The sequence below is a fragment of the Priestia megaterium genome (assembly GCF_009497655.1).
In the GTDB taxonomy this organism is placed as follows: Bacteria; Bacillota; Bacilli; order Bacillales; family Bacillaceae_H; genus Priestia; species Priestia zanthoxyli.
In genome coordinates, this window is sequence record NZ_CP023317.1 from 4,504,012 (window position 1) to 4,526,950 (window position 22,939).

The window sequence follows — 22,939 nt, forward strand, 5'->3', positions numbered from 1 at the left end:
CTGCTTTTTTCATTAACGAGATGCTTCTGCTTTTACATTTTGTAAAAAGGCTTGGAAATCCACTGTTTCTGAATTCTGCTCACCATATTTACGTACGTTTACTGCTTTATCTTCTACTTCTTTATCCCCTACAACAAGCATGTAAGGAATTTTTTGCATTTGAGCCTCACGGATTTTATAGCCAATTTTCTCATCGCGAGAATCAAGTTCCACACGAATACCCGCAAGCTGAAGCTGTTCTTGCACTTCTTTTGCATACTCAAGGTGAACCGTAGGTGATACCGGAATCACTTGAACTTGTACAGGTGCTAACCACGTTGGGAAAGCTCCTTTGTATTCTTCGATTAAGAAAGCTACAAAACGTTCCATTGTTGACACCACGCCGCGGTGAATAACAACAGGTCGATGCTGTTTTCCGTCTTCCCCTACATACGTTAAATCAAAGCGTTCAGGAAGTAAGAAATCCAATTGAACCGTAGATAGCGTCTCTTCTTTACCAAGAGCTGTTTTAACTTGAACATCTAGTTTTGGACCGTAGAATGCCGCTTCGCCTTCAGCTTCATAATAATCGAGGTCAAGCTCATCCATTGCATCTTTTAACATGCTTTGTGCTTTTTCCCACATTGCATCATCATCGAAGTATTTTTCTGTATCTTCAGGATCACGATAAGATAGACGGAATGAATAATTTTCAAATCCAAAATCTTTATAAACCGCTTCAACTAAGCGAACCACACGAATAAATTCTTCTTTGATTTGATCCGGACGTACAAAGATATGTGCATCATTTAACGTCATGCCTCGAACGCGCTGAAGTCCTGATAATGCTCCTGACATTTCGTAGCGGTGCATTGTTCCAAGTTCAGCAATACGGATTGGAAGCTCACGATAGCTGTGAATACCTTGTTTGTACACCATCATGTGATGAGGACAGTTCATTGGACGAAGAACCAGGTCTTCGTTATCCATTTCCATTGCAGGGAACATGTCATCTTGATAGTGCTCCCAGTGACCAGACGTTTTGTAAAGTTCTACACTTCCAAGCACCGGCGTGTAAACGTGCTGATAACCAAGGCTTACTTCTTTATCTACGATATAACGCTCGATAATACGGCGGATCGTCGCACCTTTTGGAAGCCATAAAGGAAGACCTTGTCCTACTTTTTGAGAATTTGTAAATAAGTTTAACTCTTTACCAAGTTTACGGTGGTCACGTTCTTTTGCTTCTTCAAGAAGACGAAGATGCTCGTCTAAATCTGCTTTTGTAAAGAATGCTGTACCGTAAATACGCTGCAGCATTTGATTGTCGCTGTCTCCGCGCCAATAAGCACCTGCTACGCTTAATAGTTTAAACTCTTTAATTTTGCCTGTTGACGGCACGTGCACACCTCGGCAAAGATCAAAGAATTCGCCTTGTTGGTAAATCGTCACCTTTTCACCTGCTGGAATCGCATCAATCAATTCAAGCTTTAGTTCATCGCCAACTTCTTTAAAAAGTTGAATGGCTTCTTCACGAGAAACTTCTTTTCGTTCAATTTCAATATTTGAATTAACGATTTTTTTCATTTCTTTTTCAATTCTACCTAAATCTTCAGGAGTAATTGATTCTTCCATATCGATGTCATAGTAAAACCCATTTTCGATAACCGGGCCTACACCTAGCTGTACTTTTACATCTTTGTATAAACGTTTGATTGCTTGAGCCATTAAATGCGCTGTACTATGGCGCATAATTTCAAGCGCTTCAGGAGCATCTTGCGTAATGATTTCAAGACTGCCATCTTGTTCGATTGGCGTACGTAAATCCAGCAGCTCGCCGTTTACTTTGCCTGCTAATGCTTTTTTCTTTAATCCCGGGCTAATAGAAGCCGCAATATCTTCTGTTGATGATCCTTTTGGATACTCTTTAACAGCTCCATCAGGAAATGTCATTTTGATTACTTCTGACACAACTTTCCACTCCTTTAACATAACTAATAAACTTTTTGTAAAAACAAAAAACTCGTCCCTTATAAAAAGGGACGAGTTGTGTATACACGCGGTACCACCCTTGTTTCCTCTTCGTATCTTGGATAACCCAAAGAACCCGAAGCGGCTCGAGGTTTTATAACGGAAATTCCGTCAGTAATTACTAGAGGCTCTGCTCGTTTACTACTGAAGTTTAGAGGTGGTAAGGATATATTCCGTGTTAGGAGATTTTCAGCCTGGATCTCCCTCTCTACAAACCGTAAATATACACTCATGTCCTCATCATAACTTGTAACATATAGCTGTTTTTCAATATGCATTTATTATATTCATTTTCAAAATAGAAATCAACCTTTCACGTTATATTTTGCTTTTGATCAAACGGAAATTCATTTTTTTCGTATAACATCACTTTTTCTTGAAAGATATTTTGAATGGTGTAAACAAAATCATGGTCATGCTCGTCGCTATACAGATGAATACCAGCTGGAGATAAACTTAGCAAAGGCGCGATAATAGTCGAGTCTATGTATAATGATTCTTGTTTAGATAAAAAGGCCTCTGCTAGAGCTGCACATTCACGTTCAGGAACATATCTACGGTTGTGGTCGTACAATACAAACTTGTTTTTATTCAAGTGCATCACGTACACATCACCGGTAGATGACTGTCTTTCGTTAGCCGCTTGACGCAGCTGATGAATAAGAATTTGATAGTCTTGTTCAAGCTTATATTCATCAATCGCCAGCTCAGCATAATAGCGCAGCCGATCTTGATATTCTTTTAAACGGAATTGGAGAAAAGACTCAAAGGTGAATGTTACATTATGAATGAAGAAGTCTTGAAGCGCCTGGCGGATAAGCAATTCTCTTGGAAGAGAAAATATTTTTTGCGGAATTTCGTCTCTCTCTCCTTCCATAATCCCCCCCATAATTTGAAGCAGCAAATCTTGCTCTTCCTCTTCCGAATAAAAAAATTGTTCTTTTAATATGTTTACCATCATCTTTTTTTCTTTCTTTTTTAAAATCACGTGCGTTAATACAGGTATCACCATGTCTTGTAAAATGGCCTCTCGATTGTATGTCTCATCAATAACTAAAAGCTGATTATTCACCAGCTTCAAGCACTGTGAACCATATGATAAAGCGCTTTGCTTCGCGCATAAAGACTCATATACAACGACTGCGTCTTCTACATATTTAAAGAATATTTTCATTCCTCATAGCCCCCCTTTGGACACGCTTTATTAATGTATATGGGGCAACATGCAAAAAAATGAGCAAGTCGTTACAAGAAATGTAAAACGACCTGCTCATCTATTTCGTTTATTCTCTCCATTCATTTCAACAGGAATGGCTAGAGACTTAATTCGTTCCATGACACGAGCGGCTTTGAGCTCTTCCTGCTCGCCTCTTTGGGTATAAGTCAAATGATGTTGAAGCTCTTTAAAATTTAAATTCGAGCTGAAAAATGTCGGCAAATTTTCGAGCATGCGGAATTGTAAAATGGTTCCGAGCACATCGTCTCGCATCCAGCTCGTTACGGATTCTGCTCCGAGATCATCAAGCATAAGAACCGGTACTTTTTTGACATACTCTATTTTCTCATTAAAGCTTTGATCTTGAAACGAACCTTTTAACTCACGCAAAAACTCCGGAACATACAGAATGGTAGATTTCACTTTCTTTTCGGCTAACGCATTGGCAATTGCTCCAAGAAAATACGTTTTTCCCACACCAAACGAACCGTGTAAATATAAAGCTTTCATTTTCTTGTTTGGCTCATATTCTCGCACAAAATCTCTTACTAGTTTAATCGCTTCAAATCTTCCCTGCTCAATTTCAATATCAGACATTGTTGCCTGTAAAATTTCTTTCGGCACGTACATACACTGAATAAAAGATTCTTGTTCTTTTCGCTCATCTTCTTGTACTTTTCTAGGACAGCGTTCATATTGCAAATCAATATTACGGCCTTTTACAACCAGCTGAGGGTGGTATCCTTTCACCATGTTGACACAGCTTTGCAGAGAAGGACACTTGTCACAGCATTTGCTTTGGTCGATAAATTCATGCATCTTCATCAGGCCTCGGTCGACCATTTGCTCATCTAACTCACGGCGATGCTCTTGCAAAAATGTTTTAACTTCAGGATTAGACAGGATACTGTTTCTTAATGCTTCTAAGCGTGCTTTAAAATCTTTTTTGTTCACTAACTGATTTAGTGAATCATTGATAGGCTTCATCTTTTTCACCTCATCTCTATCATACCTGCTTTTTATTCTTTATGCTTTTGTTTTAGCTCTTGATCTAACTGCTTGAGCTCTTCTTGTAGCTTTCGTTTTTCTTCTTCAAATCCGTCCACTTCTTTTGAAGGCTGCTTTTTCTCTTCTTTTTCTTCATCGCTCAGCCACTCTGGCACCATTTCTTTACGCACAATTTTTCGTCCGGTCGTTTTTTTATTTTGCTTTGCTTCGGTCCAGTTTTGATATTCTTTCTGTTCATTTTTAGCTAAATTCATGGCATCTTGAACAGTTTGTACCTTTTTGCGCGCCCAGTGTCCAGCAATTTTCTCTACATAGCTCTTAGATAATTTCATATCGGATCTTAGCATAACATAGTAAATTAGAACATTTACTACCCCTGGTGAAAGCTTTTGATTAAACATCACTTCTTCAATCATTTGCAAATCTGCTTTTGAAGGCTCTGCTCCCCCGGAAAACTCGATCAAAAGCTGTCGAGGAGAAGTCACTTCAAGCTGTTGAATGAGCTGCTCTTCTTTCGTCTGCGGCTGCTTTTCCTGCATAGTGCGAAGCATAGGCGGCTGAATTTGTTCGCTTAGATTTGGAAGTGCTTCTCCATTTTCAAATTGGTAAAAGGACTGTGCTGCTTTTCTAAGCAATTCAATATCAACTTGATCGTTCTCATTTAGCGAATCGAGCACCACATTTTTCATTTGAAGAGGATCGATACCATATAAAAAAGCTAGCTTTTCAATTGCTTGTTTTACTTTAGATGTAATGGACCTTTTCGAAATCATTGAATCTGTTAGGCCTGCTAAAAATAAATCAAAATCAAAGGAATCCGGGCTCATCTCAATAGAAGCACGGTTTGAAGAATCCATAAAGTCCGTTTGAGCATCAGGAGAAAATACATCCTTGCTTTCAGACTGAAAACTTGGAGCCAGCTCCGTTGCTTTAACTGATTTAAATACATCGTTAAATGAATGCGTCACATCTTTGAACGATTGGTCATCCACGAGTGAATCCGAAAAATAATTTTTTACTTTTTGAAAGATGGATTTTCCTAGTCGGTTATATAAATATACATTTAACACACCATCGTTAAAGAACTGATGGGGCGTAAGAGGAGGAATGAGCTCATAAATGAACACACGAACATCATCTTCTTCCTTAATATATGTTTTTAACAAACCAATGCCTTCTAATTTTAACCGCTCATGGTAAATAGCTTTCAAATTAATTTGCATCATCGACATTAGATGATGATGTGTAGACTCTTTTCCCCATAAACGATCTTGTTCCAGCTCGCTCCATAGCGTCATATACAAACCAAAACACGTCGTGCCCACCAGCGGCTGATAGAGCATGGTTAAAATCCTTCGGTCGTATTCCTGCAGTATGCCGTTCGAACGAACAACATAACGATCGACCGGTATCATTTCTTTCCAATGTTGTTCTTTCATGTCGTTCCCTACCTACTTTTAAAGTAATAGAAATGACAAAAAAAGAGCCTAAAGAATACTTCAATAGCTCTTTTACAGTCGTTCCTTCTTAATTAAATCTTTTAATTCATCAATAAATACATTGATGTCTTTAAATTGTCGGTATACAGAAGCAAATCGAACATAAGAGACTTCATCGATAGCAGCTAATCGCTCCATCACCATTTCTCCTACCACATCTGACTGCACCTCTGATGTACCCTGACTGCGCAGCTCTGTTTCAATATCGTGTACGGTATCTTCCAGTTGTTTTAAGCTTACTTGGCGTTTTTCACACGCCTTAATTAACCCTCGAAGGATTTTGTCTTTGCTGAACTCTTCTCTCGCTCCATCTTTTTTTACAACAATTAACGGAAGTTCTTCTACTTTCTCAAAAGTTGTAAAACGATAGTGACACTCTTCGCATTCACGTCTTCTACGAATAGAGCGGCCTTCTTCTACAGGGCGCGAGTCCAGCACTCTCGTTCCATTGTAATGACAGGATGGGCACTTCATATTCTCAGCTCCAATAATAAACCTTGTTTTTCTTTTTATTTTCTCTCATATAAGTTAATTTTCATCTATGTTAGCCGGCTATTCGCCATTTATTATGATTGTCATCATCATTTCCTTTATCAAACACGATGCTATATTAAAGGATTTACTTTATTCCATCTTATAGAAAACAAGGCTTGAATACAAGTAAAGGAAAAGGAATTTCCCCATTTTATTTCCTGAAATTCAAAAATGATAAGGAACTTACGAAGAAAGAGGAATAAGTTTTTGATCAAAGCTCTTATAAAGCGTACGTACAAGTTCTTTGCTAAAACCAAAATCAACTGGCACCACTTTTGACTCTGTTGTAGCAGAAAAATCGATAGCGGTTTCAAGAGGACGTACGCTAATAATGGTAATCACAACAAAAGCTTTTCTTCCTTTTACAACGTTTAAGCTAATTTCTCCTCGCTCTTCATACGCAGCAAGTATCTCTATCCCTTGCATATGCTTCAACATTTCATGAACTTGCTTAAATGCATTCCCAGCCGTTGTTTTGTAATAATGCGTTTTTAGAGTCGGATCTGAATGACGATCGCTTGTTTCTACATGATTAGAAAATAAAGATTTAACTACTTGTACTACCCCCATGTTGTTATCCCCTTTGTTTTTGCATATTAAAAATTTATATACTAAAAAGAGGTGTGTAATACACCTCTTAACTTACGTAATCAATCGACACTATTAAAGTGCATTCGCTTTAGTTTGTTTTACCTGAACAGGACCCATTCCACGTGGTAATTCAATTGTTTCACGTGTCTGTGCACTTAGAGCATCTGCAATATAATCTGCTGCGATTGTAGGATCTAAATGACCACAAGTATAAACATCGATACTTGCATAACCATGCTCTGGGAAGCTGTGAATCGTTAAATGTGATTCTGAAATAATAACAACGCCACTTACACCTTGAGGTGCAAATTTATGGAACGCTACTTCGCGAACTTCCGCACCAGATTTTAAAGCTGCATCAACAAACGTTTTTTCAATATAATCAATATCATTTAACTTATCGAAATCGCATCCCCATAATTCTGAGATGACATGACGACCCATTGTTTCCATAATGATATTTCCCCCTTTAACAATTTTTAATCGTTAAACATGAAGTTCTTTCGCCATATAGCATGTTAACTACCACGGGGGAAAGTTAGTCCAAAGAGGTCCTAACCCTTTAAGTAGCCACATCACCGAAAGGTACACAAGAAGTTCACGAAACATAGTATACTTTGTTTACATTTATTTTGCAATACGTGTTTTGATTTTATTAAAGATTGTTCCGGCAGATAGACCTATACAAATTACCACTGTGTTCTCGTGAGACAGTGTGTAAAAGCTGCTAAACGACTATTCATTTTTTTAATAAAATTGAGGAAAAGAAACACTCCTTTGCATGATTATCTTATTGCTTTTCCCTATTCTTCTGAATAAAAACAAAAAAAACAGGGCGATAGCTCCCTGTTTTTTTAAAAAGCAATCTATAGCTTTCTTAGCTTACTCTTATCTTTGATCCATTACGCATTTCTGCAGCAATATATCTTACCAAATCGACTACGCGCTGAGAGTAGCCCCACTCGTTATCGTACCAAGCTAACACTTTAATTTTATGATCTTCCATTACGATAGTCGATAGTCCATCTACAATCGCTGAATGAGGATTTGTATTAAAGTCAATTGATACGAGTGGTTCCATTGTTAAATTTAAAATATTCTTTAATGGTCCTTCAGCAGCTTTAATGAACGCTAGATTAACATCTTCCATCGTCACAGGTTTCCTTACATCCACAACTAAATCGACAAGCGATACGTTCGGCGTAGGAACGCGCAGCGCCATTCCATGAAGCTTTCCTTTTAAATGAGGAAGAACTAATGAAAGCGCCTTGGCTGCCCCAGTTGTTGTAGGAATAATTGATTGAGCACACGCACGGGCTCTTCGCAAGTCTTTATGCGGGTTATCAATATTCTTTTGATCATTTGTATATGCGTGAACGGTCGTCATTAAACCGTTTTCAATTGTGAACGCTTCGTCTAACACCTTGACAACTGGAGCTAGACAATTTGTCGTACAAGAGGCATTAGAGATAATGTTATGCTGATTCACATCAAACTCTCGTTCGTTTACGCCCATCACAATAGTAATATCTTCTTGTTTACCCGGTGCCGTTAAGACAACTTTTTTCGCACCTGCTTCAATATGTAACTGCGCTTTTTCTCTTGAATTAAATTTCCCTGTTGCTTCAACGACTAAATCAATCCCAAGCTCTTTCCAAGGCAAATTCAGCGGATCGCGTGAATTTAATAGCTGGATTCTTTTACCGTTAACAATTAGCGCATCATCATCACATTTAACATCTCCATTAAATGGTCCGTGTATAGAGTCATATTTGATTAAATGTGCTAATGTTTCTGCTGGATAAGATGCATTTATGGCAATAATATCTAAATTCTCCTCTATAATCGCTGTGCGAAAAACCATTCTTCCTATTCTCCCAAAACCATTAATGGCAATACGTGCTTTCATGGCTATACCCCTCTCTATATGTGTTATACTATTTAACTTTTTATATTGAATAGTATAACATAAATATTTAAAAAGTGAATAATATTAATTTTTTTTAATAAATTATTTTAATTGAGTTTTACTATATGTATATAGCGAGAACAGATATTTAACACATTCTTTTTTAGAAGCTCGTAAATATTCTCAATAAAAAAATCCGAACGAGCTTGATTCTACCTCAAGAATCAAGCTCGTTCGGATTTCCCTTCAGCTAACATACGTTTATCCAAGCCTCTTTAATCTAGCCATAGGGCTAATATACTTAAAAGCTGTTGTTTTGTTTCCTCTACAGGTCCGTTGTTATTGATCACCGCATCGGCTAAGGCTACTTTCTGAATCAAAGGCAGCTGTGCGTGGATACGTGCATAGGCATCTTTCGTCGAGAGATCATTACGAGATTTTAACCTTTCTAGCTGCACAGGCTCATCGACATATACAACCACTACTTTGTCGACTAAATGCGTCAAATCACTTTCAAACAGCAGCGGAATATCTAATACCACAGCATCGTATCCTTCCTCGATATACCTTTCCTTTTGAGAAAGCATTTCTTTTCTTACCGCAGGGTGTACAATTGCATTCAACTTTTTACGTTCTTCCTCTTGAGAAAACACAATTTCCCCTAAAGCCGCTCGATTGATCTCCGCATTTTCGTGAAGAATGGCACGGCCGAACGTCTCTACAATTTGGTTATATGCTTCTTTTCCTGGTTCGACGACTTCTTTTGCAATGTGGTCAGCATCGATTACTGGAATATTAATATCTCTCAGCATTCCGGTTACCGTACTTTTTCCACTAGCAATTCCGCCCGTTAATCCAATTACAATTGACATTGGCCTCTCCTTTATCGCTTTATTTAAAATCTAAAAATACCTAAAATAATAAGCAGAACTCCCGGTAAAAAGGAAAACATTTTCATCCATGATAAACGTGAAAAAACTTTGCCAAACTGTATGCCAGCACTTAAAAAAAGTGAACTCATAAGAGCTACAGCAATTGCTAAAGCATACGGCGAATAACCTAATAAAGCTGCTCCAAACCCTGCTCCAAATGCATCAAGAGATAATGCAATTCCAAGTATAAATGCTTCAATCCCAGTGATGGAACCTGAATTATCTAAATCTGCTGCCGTTGGTTTTTTCAATACGTTAATGACTAAGCCAATTGACTTAATTTCAATTTTCACTAATGTTTTTTCTTCTTTCACTCGAGATGAATCTGCCGGACAAAAAAACTGGTATAAAATCCACATTCCAAGTAGAACAAGAATACCTCCGCCTACTTTATTTAGTACATCCACTGAAAATAGATGCGTAAGTACCTTTCCTAAAAACATAGAAAACATTAAAGAAAATGCTGAGCAACATGAAATAATAAAAATGGATTTCAGCGGGATTTTCACCTTTCGAAGTCCGTATGTCAGGCCAACGCTAAAGCTGTCAAGACTTACGGCAAAAGCAAGAATAAGTAAAGAAAATGTTATCATGATGAGAGGACTCCTTTCCTTTCTGTCTATACGTAGTATATGAAAGGAGCCCATCCATTGTTATTTTTTAGCCGGCTGACAATTTGGGCAGATATGTGTTCCTCTACCGCCTACAACAAATTTTTCAATTGGGGTACCGCAAATTTTACAGGATTCGCCTTTTCTTCCGTACACGTAAAGCTGCTGCTGAAACATGCCTATTTGCCCCTGTGTGTTTACATACGTACGAATTGTGCTGCCCCCTTGTTTCACCGCTTCTTGAAGGGTCGCTACAATTTCTTCGTACAATTTTTCATACTCTTCGTCTGTTAATTGGCTGGCCACTCGTTCAGGGTGAATCCCTGCGCGAAATAGTGCTTCATCTACATAAATATTCCCTAGCCCAACCACGACATTTTGATCGAGTAAAACCGGCTTGATTTTTCGAGAGGTTTTGCCGATTCGCATTTTTAACTGACTTGGATTAAATGTTTCGTCAAACGGTTCAGGTCCAAGGCCAATAAGAGGAGGAAACAGATCTTCCTCTCCCTTTTTAAATAAGTGCATGGTACCAAATTTCCTTACATCCCGGTATCGTAATTCTGTTCCGTCGGTGAAGTGAAAAAAGACGTGTACATGCTTATCTGGTTCGTCTGCATTTTCATGGAGAGCATATTTTCCTTCCATACGCAGATGAGAAACCATCGTATAATCATCGAGTACAATTTTCAAAAACTTACCTCTGCGTTCAACATCTCGAATGGTTTGTCCAACAAGCGCGTCACAAAACTGCTCAACTTGCTCAGGACGTTTGATAATATTAGGCCATTTAACGGTTACACGCTCAATGGTCTTACCACTGGCTAATTCAATCAACGTACGTCTGACGGTCTCAACTTCTGGTAATTCTGGCACGTTTGTCACATCCTTTTTCCACTACTTTGCTTCGTACCAAGTCTTTCCGTAAGAATAATCTACTTTCAACGGAACTTCTAGCTCTAAAGCATGCTCCATTACTTCTGGTACGATTTTCTCTAAAATTTTAATTTCTTCTTCTGGGGCTTCAAAAATCAGCTCATCGTGTACTTGAAGCAGCAGCTTAGCCTGAAGATTTTCATCTTTTAAGCGCTTATCCATTTCAATCATTGCTTTTTTAATAATATCAGCTGCTGTCCCTTGAATAGGCGTATTCATAGCTGTACGCTCAGCGAAGCTGCGGAGGTTAAAGTTTCGGCTCGTGATTTCAGGCAAGTAACGGCGGCGGTGCAAGAGCGTTGTTACGTATCCCTTTTCTTTTGCATCGCGCACAATCGTATCCATATACTCCTGTACACCCGGGAAGCTTTTTAAATAGCGTTCAATAAAAGTAGCCGCTGCTTTTCTTGTAATTCCTAAACTTTGCGATAAACCGTAATCACTGATGCCATAGACGATTCCAAAATTAACTGCTTTAGCCTGACGGCGCATATTCGACGTTACTTCTTCTCTTTCGACGTGGAACACATCCATCGCTGTTTTCGTATGAATATCTAAGTCATGCTTAAACGCATCAATTAGCTTTTCATCATTTGCAATATGAGCCAGTACGCGCAGCTCAATTTGTGAATAATCCGCCGCAAATATTAACCAATCAGGCTGTGAAGGCACGAACGCACCTCTTATTTTTTTACCTTCTTCAAGACGAATCGGGATGTTTTGCAAGTTAGGATCTACTGAGCTTAACCTTCCCGTTTGAGTTAACGTTTGATTAAAGCGGGTATGAACTTTTCCATCGCTTTCATGAATAACCTTTTTTAACCCTTCGATATACGTAGACTGTAATTTTCCTAGCTGACGGTATTGTAAAATCTCTGGGATAATATCATGGGCGCTAGCTAATTGCTCTAATACATCAGCTGATGTGGAATAGCCTGTTTTTGTTTTCTTTATGACTGGAAGCTGCATTTTTTCAAAAAGAACAACTCCTAGCTGCTTTGGTGAATTAATATTGAATTCTTGTCCAGCGTATTCGTAGATTTTCGCTTCAATTTTTTCAAGCTGTTCTCGAAGATCTTCGCCCATTTCATCCAAACGCGCCCGATCAATTTTCACCCCTTGATATTCCATATCGGCAAGGACAATGGCAAGAGGCATTTCAAGCTTTTCAAACAGCTCAAACTGTTCATTTTCAACCAATTCTTTTTCCAACACTTCTTTTAAATAAGCTACGGCGGCTGCTTTTCTTATAACATGCTCAGCTAGCTGAGCAGCTTCCGCAATGCTTCGCTTAGCTCCTTTTCCATACACCGCTTCATCTGATTGCACTTGATGATATCCTTTTAATTTTGCAATTGTCGCTAGGTCATCATTTGCTTCAGCGGGATTTAAGATGTAAGAAGCAATCATTACATCATGTTCAATTCCTTTAATTTCATGCCCCGCCCATTTTAACGATACAATCGTACGTTTTCCATTAAATACCGTCTTTTTTACATCTTCATCTTCTAGCCATGCTGTAAACTTGGAAGATGAAAGAGCTGTGTCTTTATCAATAAAATAGTGGCCGTTTTTGTTGCTGATTCCAAAACCGAGCAGCTGATTGTGATGATAGTTTTCTTCATAACCTTCTACGATCAGAGCTGCTTCGCTTGTTAACATATCATCGTGAACTTCCTGCACTATTTCAAACGTCAGTTCTTCAAAATCTGCTTCCTCTTCTGCTGATTCACCAAATTTAGCAAGCAGAGAATTAAACCCAAGCTCTTTAAATAAAGAGATGACCTTTGAAGATTCAAACCCGTCATATTTCGCATCTTCTACAGATACTTCAAGAGGCGCTTCGCAATAAATAGTTGCAAGCTTTTTACTCATGATGGCTGATTCACGATTATCTTCTAGCTTTTCTTTTAATTTTTTACCGCTGACTTGATCGATAGATTGCAATACATTTTCAACGGTTTCAAACTCTTTTAATAACTTTAAGGCTGTTTTTTCTCCAACTCCGGGCACGCCTGGAATATTATCTGAGCTGTCTCCCATAAGACCCTTCATATCAATGATTTGCGCAGCCGTGATTCCATATTTTTCATCAATGGCTGCAGGCGTATAGGAATCCACATCCGTAATTCCTTTTCTCGTAATATCTACGGTTACATGCTCTGACACAAGCTGAAGTAAATCTTTATCACCGGAAATGACTTTCACGGCCATTCCTTTTTGTTCTGCTTGTTTTGAAAGTGTACCGATAATATCATCTGCTTCGTACTCAGGCAGTTCATAGCGCTTAATTCCATATGCATCTAATAACTCACGAATAAAGGGAAACTGCTCTGAAAGTTCAGGAGGCGTCTTTTGTCTGCCTCCTTTATATTCTGTAAATGTTTTGTGACGAAACGTTGTTTTCCCTGCATCAAAAGCCACCAGTAAATGCGTTGGCTTCTCTTCCTCTAAAATACGTGTCAGCATTGTAGTAAAGCCGTATATGGCATTTGTATGTATTCCTTTATCATTGTTTAAAAGCGGCAAAGCAAAAAATGCACGGTAGGCAATACTATTCCCGTCAATTAATACTAGTTTTTGTGTCATTCATGTTCCTCCATTTCGCTCTCTTCTTATCTTACCTTTATTTTAGCAAACAATAAGCTTTAAGGACAAAAAGTACTCTTGAATTCAACGTTTTATTTTCATATGGTGATAAGATCTATACATCATAAAATAAAAAACACCACCTAGTTATTTTAGGCGGTGTAGCATGTGAATGGATAGAAATTGTCAAAAAGAATCGGCGAAAATAGCACGGTTAAAGCTATTTTCGCCTTACATATTGGCTCCTTGGATGAAGGGGTTTCCATGAAAAATTGTATCAATTAATTATTAAGCTACATTAAATAAATTGTAAAAGGAACGTAAACATTTTACATCTGCGGCAAATACTTGTGCAGCTTCACCGAAAAAGTTGTCCCTTTATTGACTTCACTTTTCACTTCAATTTCCCCTTTATGAGCTTCAACAAGATGTTTAACAATTGCTAATCCAAGACCTGTTCCTCCGGAATTGCGGCTTCTTGCTTTATCTACTCTGTAAAAACGCTCAAAAATACGTGAAATTTCATCAGAATCAATACCGATACCTGTATCTTGAACATGAACCGTAATCGTTTCTTCTTCCTCTTCAAGCGAAACGTGAACGGTTCCTCCAGGCATTGTATACATGAGCGCATTGCCAATTAAGTTAACGAACACTTGCATAAGGCGCTGACTGTCACCATCAATCCACGCTTCTTCAGGAAGCGTATCTAACGTTAGAGTAATTTCTTTTTCATTCGCTCGGTTCGATAGCACTGTTATGACCTCATAGAGAAGGGTATTCAAATCTACTGAATGAATGCTTAGTTTAAAACCTTGCTGTTCAACTTTAGATAAATCCAAAAGATCTTGAATCAGGCTCTCCATGCGCTGGCTTTCCGTTAGAATAATAGATAGAAACTGCTCTCGCAGCTTTGGATCTTCCATGGCACCGTCTAACAATGTCTCACTAAACCCTTTAATGGACGTAATAGGCGTTTTTAGTTCATGAGACACATTCGCTACAAAGTCACGGCGCACTTGTTCTAGTTTTTTCAGCTCGGTAATATCATGGAAAACAAGCACAATGCCTTTCCATTCATCGTTTAAGCCAATAATCGGCGCTCCGTAAACATCAAAATATCTTCGTTCAATATTTAAAGGCAAAACGACTTGTTTTCGAACCTTTACTTCGGTCATAAATATTTTTTCCACAAGTTTAATGATTTCTTTGTGCTCAAATACCTCATAATACAAGTGATAAAGGAAATCGTCCGGATGTATATGAAACTGCTCTTTATAAGCTCGATTCACTAAGTTTATATAGCCTCGACTATCGATAAGAAGCATACCGCTTCCCATATTTTCAATTAGGGTGCGCAGCCTGTCCTGCTGCATTTCTTGATTAGTGATAGACTCTTGCAGATTACGAGCAAGTGCGTTAATAGACTGACTCAGCATCCCTGTTTCATCTACATAATCTTCATATGTACGAGCTTTATAATTCCCTTTTGCAAGTTCCATAGCCACCTTGGTTGCCGATTCAATAGGACGGGTATAGCGCCCCATAATCTTTACACCTAAGAGTAAAATCACAATCAAAGCTAGACCTAAGCTTCCAATAAGAAGCCCCCAGATTTGCTGATTTACTTGTTTTAATGAATCAAACGATGTACTCAAAACAACAAATCCCTCTTGCTTACCTTCTATAATAAGCGGGATACCATAGTAATATAAGTCGTAATCTTCTTTAATTTGATCAAAGCTTTTTTTGCTGTTTAACTGCTTTTTTAATACTTGTTGGATTACAATACTTTTTTCGATTCTTTGCTGCTTGCTACCTGGATTTGAGTCAACTAATATTTTTCCATCTTTTTGAACGACAGTCGTTCGTACACTTAGCGAATGACTGATTTGATCAACTTTAGATTTTAAAGCAGGACTTGTGATGCCTTCTTCACTAATGTACATTTCCACAAGCTTTGCTTCTTTTTCCATTCGCTCTTGAAACGTTTGAAAATAAAAGTTTTTAAACAACTGCCCCAGCAGCAGGCCAAGACCTACTAATACAATAATAATAAGTACTAATAGAGCCAAAAGTAGCCTTGAACGAAATTTATTCATCTACCTTTGGTTCCTCCAGCTTATATCCTAATCCTCTAATCGTTTTTATATAAACCGGTTTTCGCGTATTATGTTCAATTTTCTCACGCAGATGGCTGATGTGCACATCTACAATTCGCGTATCTCCGGCAAAATCATAATTCCACACTGCACTCAGCAGCTGATCACGAGTTAATACCCGTCCTTTGTATTTTGCCAAATATAATAATAACTCGAATTCTTTCGGAGTAAGCTCAAGCTGCTCTTGATTAAAGTAGGCCTCATAATGATCTGGAAGAATTTTTAAATCACCAATCATGATGCGTTCGCCATCTTCCTCCTGTTCATTTTCCTGAGCAATAATTTGTGTTCTGCGTAAAATGGCTTTTACACGGGCTACTACTTCTCGAGGACTAAATGGTTTCGTCATGTAGTCATCTGCGCCAAGTTCTAGCCCTAATACCTTGTCAAACTCATCGTCTTTTGCAGTTAACATTAAAATAGGCGTCATCACTTTTTGCTGACGAAGCTTTTTACAAACTTCAATTCCATCCATTTTAGGAAGCATCAAGTCTAACACAATTAAATCAGGTTTTCCTTCTAATGCCTTGTTGTATCCTTCTTCCCCATCTTCAGCTGTTTCTACTGTAAAGCCAGCTTGTTGTAAATTATATTGTAATAATGTTGAAATTGATTGTTCATCATCTACGACTAATAATTTCTTACTCATATTAACGATATAAGCCTCCATCTAGTTAAATTAAACCGCAGCTTCACCCAAATGATATTATTTTCTATTTATCTTCTCTTATCATACAATGTTTTAGCCTCGTTCTCCAATACATTTCAACATTTTCAGAAAATATGGCTAAAGAGCTTCTTCTATATTTATCAATATTTAGGGCGTTTTAAAAATTTTCAAAGTCATGTGTCTCTACTGATGGAAGTCTAAGCGGCGGATACACAAGAAACCGAGCCGTTACTACTTTCTCTTTTTGTTCATTGACCGCTTCTACTTCAATCGTAACAGTTTTAGAAGAAACATCTACCTCTGTGACTTCAAATAAAAATTCAATCGTACTATAATGATGAATTTTTTTGGGAAAGGCAACCGTATGTTCTGCAACATGGCTTCCAGGTCCGGGCAAGTACTTTGAAATGGCTGCTGTCATAATACCGGTAATCATAATGCTTGGCACAATAGGTTTCTTAAAAGGTGTCTGAGATGCATAATCATGCTGAATGTATAAAGGGTTAGAATCATTTGTCAGCCCTAAGTACAATAAGATATCTTTATCTTCAATTCGTTCAGTTAGCGTTAATTTTTCTCCAACTTTTATATCTTCAATACTTCGACCTATTTTTTGTTTTTTACCTAATACCATCATCATTCCACCTTTTGTATAAAGTAATAGTTTTTCTTTATATACAAGAAAAATTCGAGGTTTCCCTCGAATTTTCCTTGTGACTATTGTTTGAATATCTATAAAAACCTATACTCAAACCTACTTTATTGTATTAAGCTAATACACCCATGACAGTTTTGACTGATTTTGCTGATTGATCTAACGCAGCTTTTTCAGAATCAGTAAGTTCTAATTCAATTACTTGCTCAATTCCTGCAGCTCCTAATACGGTCGGAACACCTAAGTAGATGCCGTTATAACCATATTCACCCTCTAGGTAAGCAATCGCTGGTAAAATACGACGCTGATCTTTTAAGATCGCTTCTGTCATTTCCACTAAAGAAGCAGCAGGAGCGTAGTACGCACTTCCGTTGCCTAATAAGTTAACGATCTCGCCGCCGCCTTTGCGTGTTCTTTCAACAATTGCTTCAAGACGCGCTTTTGGAATAAGCGTTTCAAGAGGAATACCGCCAGCATATGAGTAGCGTACAAGAGGTACCATATCGTCGCCATGTCCACCAAGTACAAAACCTGTGATATCTTTCACTGAAATGTTTAACTCCTGCGCTACGAACGTACGGAAACGTGCAGAATCTAATACGCCTGATTGACCGATTACGCGGTTTTTAGGAAAACCAGATTCTTTAAATACTGTGTACGTCATAGCATCTACCGGGTTTGTTAACACGATAATGTGACAGTTTGGCGAGTATTTAACAACTTCTTGAGTAACAGACTTCATAATTTTTTGGTTCGTTGTGACTAAATCATCGCGACTCATACCTGGCTTACGCGCGATACCAGCTGTAATAATGACAATGTCAGAATCAGCTGTGTCTTCGTAGTTGGCTGTTCCTGTAATGTTAGCGTCAAAGCCTTGTACAGGACTTGCTTCTAACATATCCAGCGCTTTACCTTTAGCTGGATTTTCTAATTGCGGAATATCAACTAATACAACATCAGCTAATTCTTTTTGACCAATTAAAAAAGCAGTTGTAGCTCCCGTAAAGCCCGCTCCGATAACAGATACTTTTTTACGCATATTTGCCATTATAATTCCTCCCCTAAATGAATAGCTATTAAACTGTTACTTGTTTTCCTAGATTGCTAATTAATTCATCAGCAAACTCTGAACACTTCACTTCTGTTGCGCCGTCCATTAAACGTGCGAAATCATATGTTACTACTTTTGAAGCAATTGTTTTTTCCATTGATTTCATGATTAAATCCGCTGCTTCATTCCAGCCAAGGTGTTCAAGCATTAACACACCTGATAATAATACAGAAGATGGGTTTACTTTATCTAAACCAGCATATTTAGGTGCTGTACCGTGAGTTGCTTCAAAGATAGCATGTCCAGTTTCATAGTTGATGTTTGCTCCTGGAGCAATTCCGATACCGCCAACTTGTGCTGCTAATGCATCTGAAATGTAATCTCCATTTAAGTTCATTGTTGCTACTACATCAAATTCACGTGGACGAGTTAAAATTTGTTGTAAGAAGATATCTGCAATAGAATCTTTTACAATAATTTTTCCTGCTGCTTCCGCTTCTGCTTGAGCTTTGTTTGCAGCTTGTGCACCTTCTTTTTCAACGATGCGGTCATATTGAGCCCAAGTAAATACTTTATCGCCGAATTCTTTTTCAGCTAGCTCATAGCCCCAATTTTTAAATGCGCCTTCTGTATATTTCATAATGTTACCTTTGTGTACAAGCGTAACAGACTTGCGGCCCTGTTCAATCGCATAGTTGATTGCTGCACGCACAAGACGCTCCGTTCCTTCAGAAGAAATAGGCTTAATACCTAATCCAGAAGTTTCAGGGAAACGGATTTTATTTACGCCTAATTCCGTTTGTAGGAATGAAACAAGTTTTTGTACTTCTTCAGAACCCTTCGCATATTCAATACCAGCATAAATATCTTCAGTATTTTCACGGAAGATAACCATATCTGTATCTTCTGGGCGCTTAATTGGAGAAGGTACGCCGTCAAAGTAGCGAACAGGACGTAAGCATGTGAATAAGTCTAATTCTTGACGCAATGCCACGTTTAGAGAACGAATTCCACCGCCTACTGGTGTCGTTAATGGTCCTTTGATTGCAATTATGTATTCGCGAATTGCATCTAACGTTTCTTCCGGTAACCATTCGCCAGTTTGATTAAATGCTTTTTCACCTGCTAATACTTCTTTCCAAACGATTTCTTTTTCACCATTGTATGCTTTTGCAACTGCTGCTTCTAATACGCGGGAAGCTGCTGCCCAGATATCCGGACCAATTCCGTCACCTTCGATAAATGGAATAATTGGGTTATTTGGTACGTTTAAAACGCCGTTTGCTACAGAAATTTGTTCACCTTTTGTCATGAGAATGACCTCCTTAAAAAATTGTCTACTTTCACTTATGGAAAAGTGCTCAACGAACGTGAGCACCTTCGTCACATTGTTTAGCTGCGCTCTTCAAGCGGAATGTACGTTTGTTTTCCAGGACCGATATAATCAGCTCTTGGACGAATCAAACGATTGTTTGAATACTGCTCTAAAATGTGAGCAATCCATCCTGATACGCGGCTTACGGCAAAAATCGGAGTAAATAAATCGTGATCAATACCTAAGCTGTGGTATACAGAAGCTGAATAGAAATCAACGTTTGGCGGAAGCTTTTTCTCGCCTGTTACGATTTTCTCAATTTTCACTGACATATCGTATAGCGTTGTATCTCCTGCTTGTTTTGTAAGTTTTTCAGACATTTCTTTCAAGTGCTTGGCACGAGGATCACCCTGCTGATACACACGATGTCCAAATCCCATAATCTTTTCTTTCTTCGCGAGCTTTTCGCGAATGTAAGGTTCTGCGTTTTCAACTGTTTGAATGTCAGACAACATTTTCATAACAGCTTCATTCGCTCCCCCGTGAAGAGGACCCTTTAACGCTCCAATAGCGGCTGTAATTCCTGAATAAATATCAGATAATGTTGCCACACAGACACGAGCTGTAAAAGTTGAAGCATTTAGCTCATGGTCAGCGTGTAAGACAAGTGCCTTATCAAATGCCTCTACTTGGATATCAGTTGGCTCTTCGCCGGTTAACATATATAAAAAGTTAGCGGCAATGCTATAGTTTTCGTTTGGTTCAATTGGCTCTAATCCGTTACGGACTCTTGAAAAAGCCGTTACCACCGTTGGTAATTGTGCTTGCAAACGAACAGCTTTGCGATAATTTGCTTCTTCATCCATTAAATCAGCTTCAGGATCGTACAACCCCAATAGTGATACGACTGTTCTTAAAGCTGCCATTGGATGAACATCTTGAATTGGATAAGTTTTGAAATGATCTAAGACTTCTTGGGGTAATTTAGCGTTTTCTGCTAGTAATCTAGAAAACACAGATAATTCTTCTTTGTTAGGTAATTTTCCGTGCCATAGTAAATACACCACTTCTTCAAATGTTGCATAATTCGCTAAATCATCAATATTGTAGCCTTGATATGTTAAAGTGTCATCAATAATTGAACTTACTGCTGACGTTGTAGCGACTACCCCTTCTAGACCTCGAGTTGCTGTCATAAATCTCCACTCCTTTACAGAAAAAATTCCCCATACCTTTCTGTGTAAAACGTGAAAAACAAAATTGAGCCTCTGCTCAACTAGACATTAAATGATATACGAAGCGCCTCTTTTGAATATATATCTTGGAAGAACATTCCTTCACCCCACGTAAAGAAAATGCTTACATTTCCATTTGTTTCAATAACACACAAAATCAAAACATCTGCATGTGTCATTGCTTTGTTACAGCCCTATAGGTAAAACATACAATTGTATGTAAAAAGATGCGGCCTCAAAATATATTATAAACAATTATCTGACTTTTGTGAATCAAAAGAGAGAAGAAATTTTAAAAAAATTATTATTATACAAAAATTTCTACGAAAAAAGTTCAGTTAATTTCATAAATAAATAAGCGATTCCAGCACCGATTAACGGACCTACTGCTACCCCTTGAAACAGCGCCACAGCAAGAATTGTGCCAAAAACTAAAGCGGTCGTAATATGCGGATCATCTTCCAAGAGTGTAAGTCCATATTTGGCAATAATTGCTACAGCAATTCCGGCTCCTAGAGCAATCCAAGCATAAGAAGATTTCACAGCTTCTCCTAATTGTTTGAACCCTATGTCTCCTGTTGCAATTGGCACAAGAACGGCAATTGTAATAACCGTTACTCCAATATTAATTCCTTTTGATTGTAGAAACGGAAAAACCTTACCGTCTAACCCGATTAATTTTAAAATAAGTAAAAATGCAACTGCAATGATTAATGATTGATTTTTAGCCACTAATCCAATTACGAGTAAAACAGCTAAAAAAAGCATGGGTTGTGAGAACATTTTACTCATCCTTTCTTTTTTTATTGTGATAAATCTAAAGCGTATTACGTAAATATTTTATGAGTAGCTTTTTCTTTTGTTGACTATCGTTTACAAGGAGGCCTCTATTTATTGTGTACAAGCTTCATTTACATCGACTATTTCGCTTAGCTTGTGTGTTGGTAATTATTGCAGCATCTATATTTCTTAGTTATTATGTCTCTTCTCTCATATATCCATTTATTATCGCCTGCTGCATCGCTTTTTTCATAAATCCTATGGTTAATCTATTTGAATTGAAGCTGCGTTTACCACGCTACTTAGCTGTTTTACTATCAATGGTTCTTATCTTCTCTCTTTTGGCCGGACTTATTACGTTACTTATCACAGAAATCATTGCAGGAAGTACGTATTTAGCGAAAGTTGTTCCCACAAATTTCAAAGAAGTGGTCATATTTATTGAAAATATTGCTACAGAACAAATACTTCCGTTTTATGAACGCATTACTTCTATGTTTAATAACTTAAATACCGGTCAGCAAGCAACTATTTTATCGAACATTAAAGGCGTAGGCAACCATATCGCTCAAACGGTGGGTGATTTTTTGCAAAATGTATTGCAAAGCATCCCAGTACTTTTATCCGTATTGCCTAATGCAGCTACTGTGATTATTTTTTCATTACTGGCTACTTTTTTTATTAGTAAAGATTGGTACAAGCTGATGACTAAAAGCAGCGTGTTTATTCCTAAAAAAGTAAGGGAAAATGGACAGACAGTTGTTGTGGAGCTTAAAAATGCACTGTTTGGTTTTATTAAAGCTCAGCTTACGCTTATTTCGATTACCACAATCATCGTTCTTTTTGGTTTACTTGTTCTTAAGGTTGATTATGCTATTACAGTCGCTTTATTAATCGGCTTAGTAGATATTCTTCCTTACCTCGGAACAGGACTGGTTTTTGTTCCTTGGATGATTTATGCGTTTGCAACAGATAATGTGTCATTTGCTGTAGGACTTTCGGTACTATATGCTGTAGTACTTGTGCAGCGACAAATTATGGAGCCCAAGATTCTGTCATCGAGCATTGGTCTTGACCCTCTTGCTACATTAATTGCTTTATTTGTAGGATATCAATTGATTGGATTTTTTGGATTAATAGTTGGCCCTGTTATTCTTGTTATTCTAAAAACACTTCATACAACGGGAGTTTTTAAAGAAACGTGGCAGTTTATTATAGGAAAATGAAGAAAGA

At 37.9% G+C, this 22,939-nt stretch carries 20 protein-coding genes and 1 other annotated feature; of the genes, 1 reads left to right on the forward strand and 19 read right to left on the reverse strand.

Going from position 1 to position 22,939, the window contains the following annotated elements; all coding sequences use genetic code 11:
- Positions 1-12: 12 nt before the first annotated feature.
- The 19 genes from thrS to CEQ83_RS23165 all read right to left on the reverse strand — a co-directional run bounded on the left by thrS (position 13) and on the right by CEQ83_RS23165 (position 21,709).
- The gene (gene thrS, locus CEQ83_RS23075) at positions 13-1,971 is read right to left on the reverse strand and encodes a threonine--tRNA ligase (protein WP_217915987.1); all 1,959 of its coding nucleotides are present in this window, start codon (positions 1,969-1,971) and stop codon (positions 13-15) included.
- 43 nt (positions 1,972-2,014) lie between these two features.
- Positions 2,015-2,263: a binding site (T-box leader), on the reverse strand.
- 60 nt (positions 2,264-2,323) lie between these two features.
- Positions 2,324-3,184 carry a sporulation protein YtxC gene (gene ytxC / locus CEQ83_RS23080; RefSeq protein ID WP_014458056.1) on the reverse strand — a complete coding sequence of 287 codons (861 nt, stop codon included), beginning with the start codon at positions 3,182-3,184 and terminating at the stop codon, positions 2,324-2,326.
- A 96-nt stretch (positions 3,185-3,280) separates the two neighbouring features.
- Positions 3,281-4,213, reverse strand: coding sequence for a primosomal protein DnaI (gene dnaI / locus CEQ83_RS23085; RefSeq protein ID WP_014458055.1), 933 nt, complete (start codon positions 4,211-4,213; stop codon positions 3,281-3,283).
- A 32-nt stretch (positions 4,214-4,245) separates the two neighbouring features.
- Positions 4,246-5,673 (reverse strand): replication initiation and membrane attachment family protein, encoded by a 1,428-nt coding sequence (locus CEQ83_RS23090; protein ID WP_014458054.1) that lies wholly within the window; start codon positions 5,671-5,673, stop codon positions 4,246-4,248.
- A gap of 72 nt (positions 5,674-5,745) precedes the next feature.
- On the reverse strand, positions 5,746-6,207 hold the full coding sequence (gene nrdR / locus CEQ83_RS23095; RefSeq protein WP_013059432.1) for a transcriptional regulator NrdR: 462 nt from the start codon (positions 6,205-6,207) through the stop codon (positions 5,746-5,748).
- A gap of 243 nt (positions 6,208-6,450) precedes the next feature.
- The gene (locus CEQ83_RS23100; RefSeq protein WP_028411774.1) at positions 6,451-6,837 is read right to left on the reverse strand and encodes a hypothetical protein; all 387 of its coding nucleotides are present in this window, start codon (positions 6,835-6,837) and stop codon (positions 6,451-6,453) included.
- Between the two features lie 93 nt (positions 6,838-6,930).
- Positions 6,931-7,311 (reverse strand): adenosylmethionine decarboxylase, encoded by a 381-nt coding sequence (gene speD / locus CEQ83_RS23105; protein WP_013059434.1) that lies wholly within the window; start codon positions 7,309-7,311, stop codon positions 6,931-6,933.
- Positions 7,312-7,735: 424 nt separating this feature from the next.
- The gene (locus CEQ83_RS23110) at positions 7,736-8,767 is read right to left on the reverse strand and encodes a glyceraldehyde-3-phosphate dehydrogenase (protein ID WP_013059435.1); all 1,032 of its coding nucleotides are present in this window, start codon (positions 8,765-8,767) and stop codon (positions 7,736-7,738) included.
- A gap of 275 nt (positions 8,768-9,042) precedes the next feature.
- The gene (coaE, locus tag CEQ83_RS23115) at positions 9,043-9,639 is read right to left on the reverse strand and encodes a dephospho-CoA kinase (protein ID WP_098999237.1); all 597 of its coding nucleotides are present in this window, start codon (positions 9,637-9,639) and stop codon (positions 9,043-9,045) included.
- A 23-nt stretch (positions 9,640-9,662) separates the two neighbouring features.
- The gene (ytaF, locus tag CEQ83_RS23120) at positions 9,663-10,292 is read right to left on the reverse strand and encodes a sporulation membrane protein YtaF (protein ID WP_033579623.1); all 630 of its coding nucleotides are present in this window, start codon (positions 10,290-10,292) and stop codon (positions 9,663-9,665) included.
- Positions 10,293-10,352: 60 nt separating this feature from the next.
- Positions 10,353-11,186 carry a DNA-formamidopyrimidine glycosylase gene (gene mutM / locus CEQ83_RS23125; RefSeq protein WP_028411775.1) on the reverse strand — a complete coding sequence of 278 codons (834 nt, stop codon included), beginning with the start codon at positions 11,184-11,186 and terminating at the stop codon, positions 10,353-10,355.
- Positions 11,187-11,207: 21 nt separating this feature from the next.
- Complete coding sequence (gene polA / locus CEQ83_RS23130) at positions 11,208-13,835, reverse strand: DNA polymerase I (RefSeq protein WP_034265607.1); 2,628 nt, start codon at positions 13,833-13,835, stop codon at positions 11,208-11,210.
- Positions 13,836-14,164: 329 nt separating this feature from the next.
- Positions 14,165-15,937: a two-component system histidine kinase PnpS gene (gene pnpS, locus CEQ83_RS23135; protein ID WP_028411777.1), complete on the reverse strand. Its 1,773-nt coding sequence runs from the start codon at positions 15,935-15,937 to the stop codon at positions 14,165-14,167.
- A complete protein-coding gene (locus tag CEQ83_RS23140; RefSeq protein ID WP_013085192.1) occupies positions 15,930-16,646 on the reverse strand; it encodes a response regulator transcription factor in 717 nt (238 codons plus the stop codon). The genes pnpS and CEQ83_RS23140 overlap by 8 nt, the downstream gene beginning before the upstream one ends.
- Positions 16,647-16,824: 178 nt before the next feature.
- On the reverse strand, positions 16,825-17,301 hold the full coding sequence (locus CEQ83_RS23145; RefSeq protein ID WP_028411778.1) for a MaoC family dehydratase: 477 nt from the start codon (positions 17,299-17,301) through the stop codon (positions 16,825-16,827).
- 133 nt (positions 17,302-17,434) lie between these two features.
- Entirely contained in the window at positions 17,435-18,373 is a 939-nt protein-coding gene (gene mdh / locus CEQ83_RS23150) for a malate dehydrogenase (protein WP_013059443.1), read from the reverse strand.
- A gap of 28 nt (positions 18,374-18,401) precedes the next feature.
- Positions 18,402-19,694: an NADP-dependent isocitrate dehydrogenase gene (gene icd, locus CEQ83_RS23155; protein ID WP_255255780.1), complete on the reverse strand. Its 1,293-nt coding sequence runs from the start codon at positions 19,692-19,694 to the stop codon at positions 18,402-18,404.
- A gap of 74 nt (positions 19,695-19,768) precedes the next feature.
- The gene (gene citZ, locus CEQ83_RS23160) at positions 19,769-20,887 is read right to left on the reverse strand and encodes a citrate synthase (protein WP_028411779.1); all 1,119 of its coding nucleotides are present in this window, start codon (positions 20,885-20,887) and stop codon (positions 19,769-19,771) included.
- Between the two features lie 360 nt (positions 20,888-21,247).
- Positions 21,248-21,709, reverse strand: a complete 462-nt coding sequence (locus tag CEQ83_RS23165) for a DUF441 domain-containing protein (RefSeq protein ID WP_013059446.1) — start codon at positions 21,707-21,709, stop codon at positions 21,248-21,250.
- 113 nt (positions 21,710-21,822) lie between these two features.
- Here CEQ83_RS23165 and ytvI point away from each other — a divergent pair, with 113 nt between their 5' ends.
- Positions 21,823-22,932, forward strand: a complete 1,110-nt coding sequence (ytvI, locus tag CEQ83_RS23170; RefSeq protein WP_098999239.1) for a sporulation integral membrane protein YtvI — start codon at positions 21,823-21,825, stop codon at positions 22,930-22,932.
- The last annotated feature ends 7 nt before the right edge of the window (positions 22,933-22,939 follow it).

Bases quoted from the DNA above. Each gene is read 5' to 3' on its own strand.
- thrS (WP_217915987.1), bottom strand. From the start codon at position 1,971: ATGTTAAAGGAGTGGAAAGTTGTGTCAGAAGTAATCAAAATGACATTT.
- ytxC (WP_014458056.1), bottom strand. From the start codon at position 3,184: ATGAAAATATTCTTTAAATATGTAGAAGACGCAGTCGTTGTATATGAG.
- dnaI (WP_014458055.1), bottom strand. From the start codon at position 4,213: ATGAAGCCTATCAATGATTCACTAAATCAGTTAGTGAACAAAAAAGAT.
- CEQ83_RS23090 (WP_014458054.1), bottom strand. From the start codon at position 5,673: ATGAAAGAACAACATTGGAAAGAAATGATACCGGTCGATCGTTATGTT.
- nrdR (WP_013059432.1), bottom strand. From the start codon at position 6,207: ATGAAGTGCCCATCCTGTCATTACAATGGAACGAGAGTGCTGGACTCG.
- CEQ83_RS23100 (WP_028411774.1), bottom strand. From the start codon at position 6,837: ATGGGGGTAGTACAAGTAGTTAAATCTTTATTTTCTAATCATGTAGAA.
- speD (WP_013059434.1), bottom strand. From the start codon at position 7,311: ATGGAAACAATGGGTCGTCATGTCATCTCAGAATTATGGGGATGCGAT.
- CEQ83_RS23110 (WP_013059435.1), bottom strand. From the start codon at position 8,767: ATGAAAGCACGTATTGCCATTAATGGTTTTGGGAGAATAGGAAGAATG.
- coaE (WP_098999237.1), bottom strand. From the start codon at position 9,639: ATGTCAATTGTAATTGGATTAACGGGCGGAATTGCTAGTGGAAAAAGT.
- ytaF (WP_033579623.1), bottom strand. From the start codon at position 10,292: ATGATAACATTTTCTTTACTTATTCTTGCTTTTGCCGTAAGTCTTGAC.
- polA (WP_034265607.1), bottom strand. From the start codon at position 13,835: ATGACACAAAAACTAGTATTAATTGACGGGAATAGTATTGCCTACCGT.
- pnpS (WP_028411777.1), bottom strand. From the start codon at position 15,937: ATGAATAAATTTCGTTCAAGGCTACTTTTGGCTCTATTAGTACTTATT.
- CEQ83_RS23140 (WP_013085192.1), bottom strand. From the start codon at position 16,646: ATGAGTAAGAAATTATTAGTCGTAGATGATGAACAATCAATTTCAACA.
- CEQ83_RS23145 (WP_028411778.1), bottom strand. From the start codon at position 17,301: ATGGTATTAGGTAAAAAACAAAAAATAGGTCGAAGTATTGAAGATATA.
- mdh (WP_013059443.1), bottom strand. From the start codon at position 18,373: ATGGCAAATATGCGTAAAAAAGTATCTGTTATCGGAGCGGGCTTTACG.
- citZ (WP_028411779.1), bottom strand. From the start codon at position 20,887: ATGACAGCAACTCGAGGTCTAGAAGGGGTAGTCGCTACAACGTCAGCA.
- CEQ83_RS23165 (WP_013059446.1), bottom strand. From the start codon at position 21,709: ATGTTCTCACAACCCATGCTTTTTTTAGCTGTTTTACTCGTAATTGGA.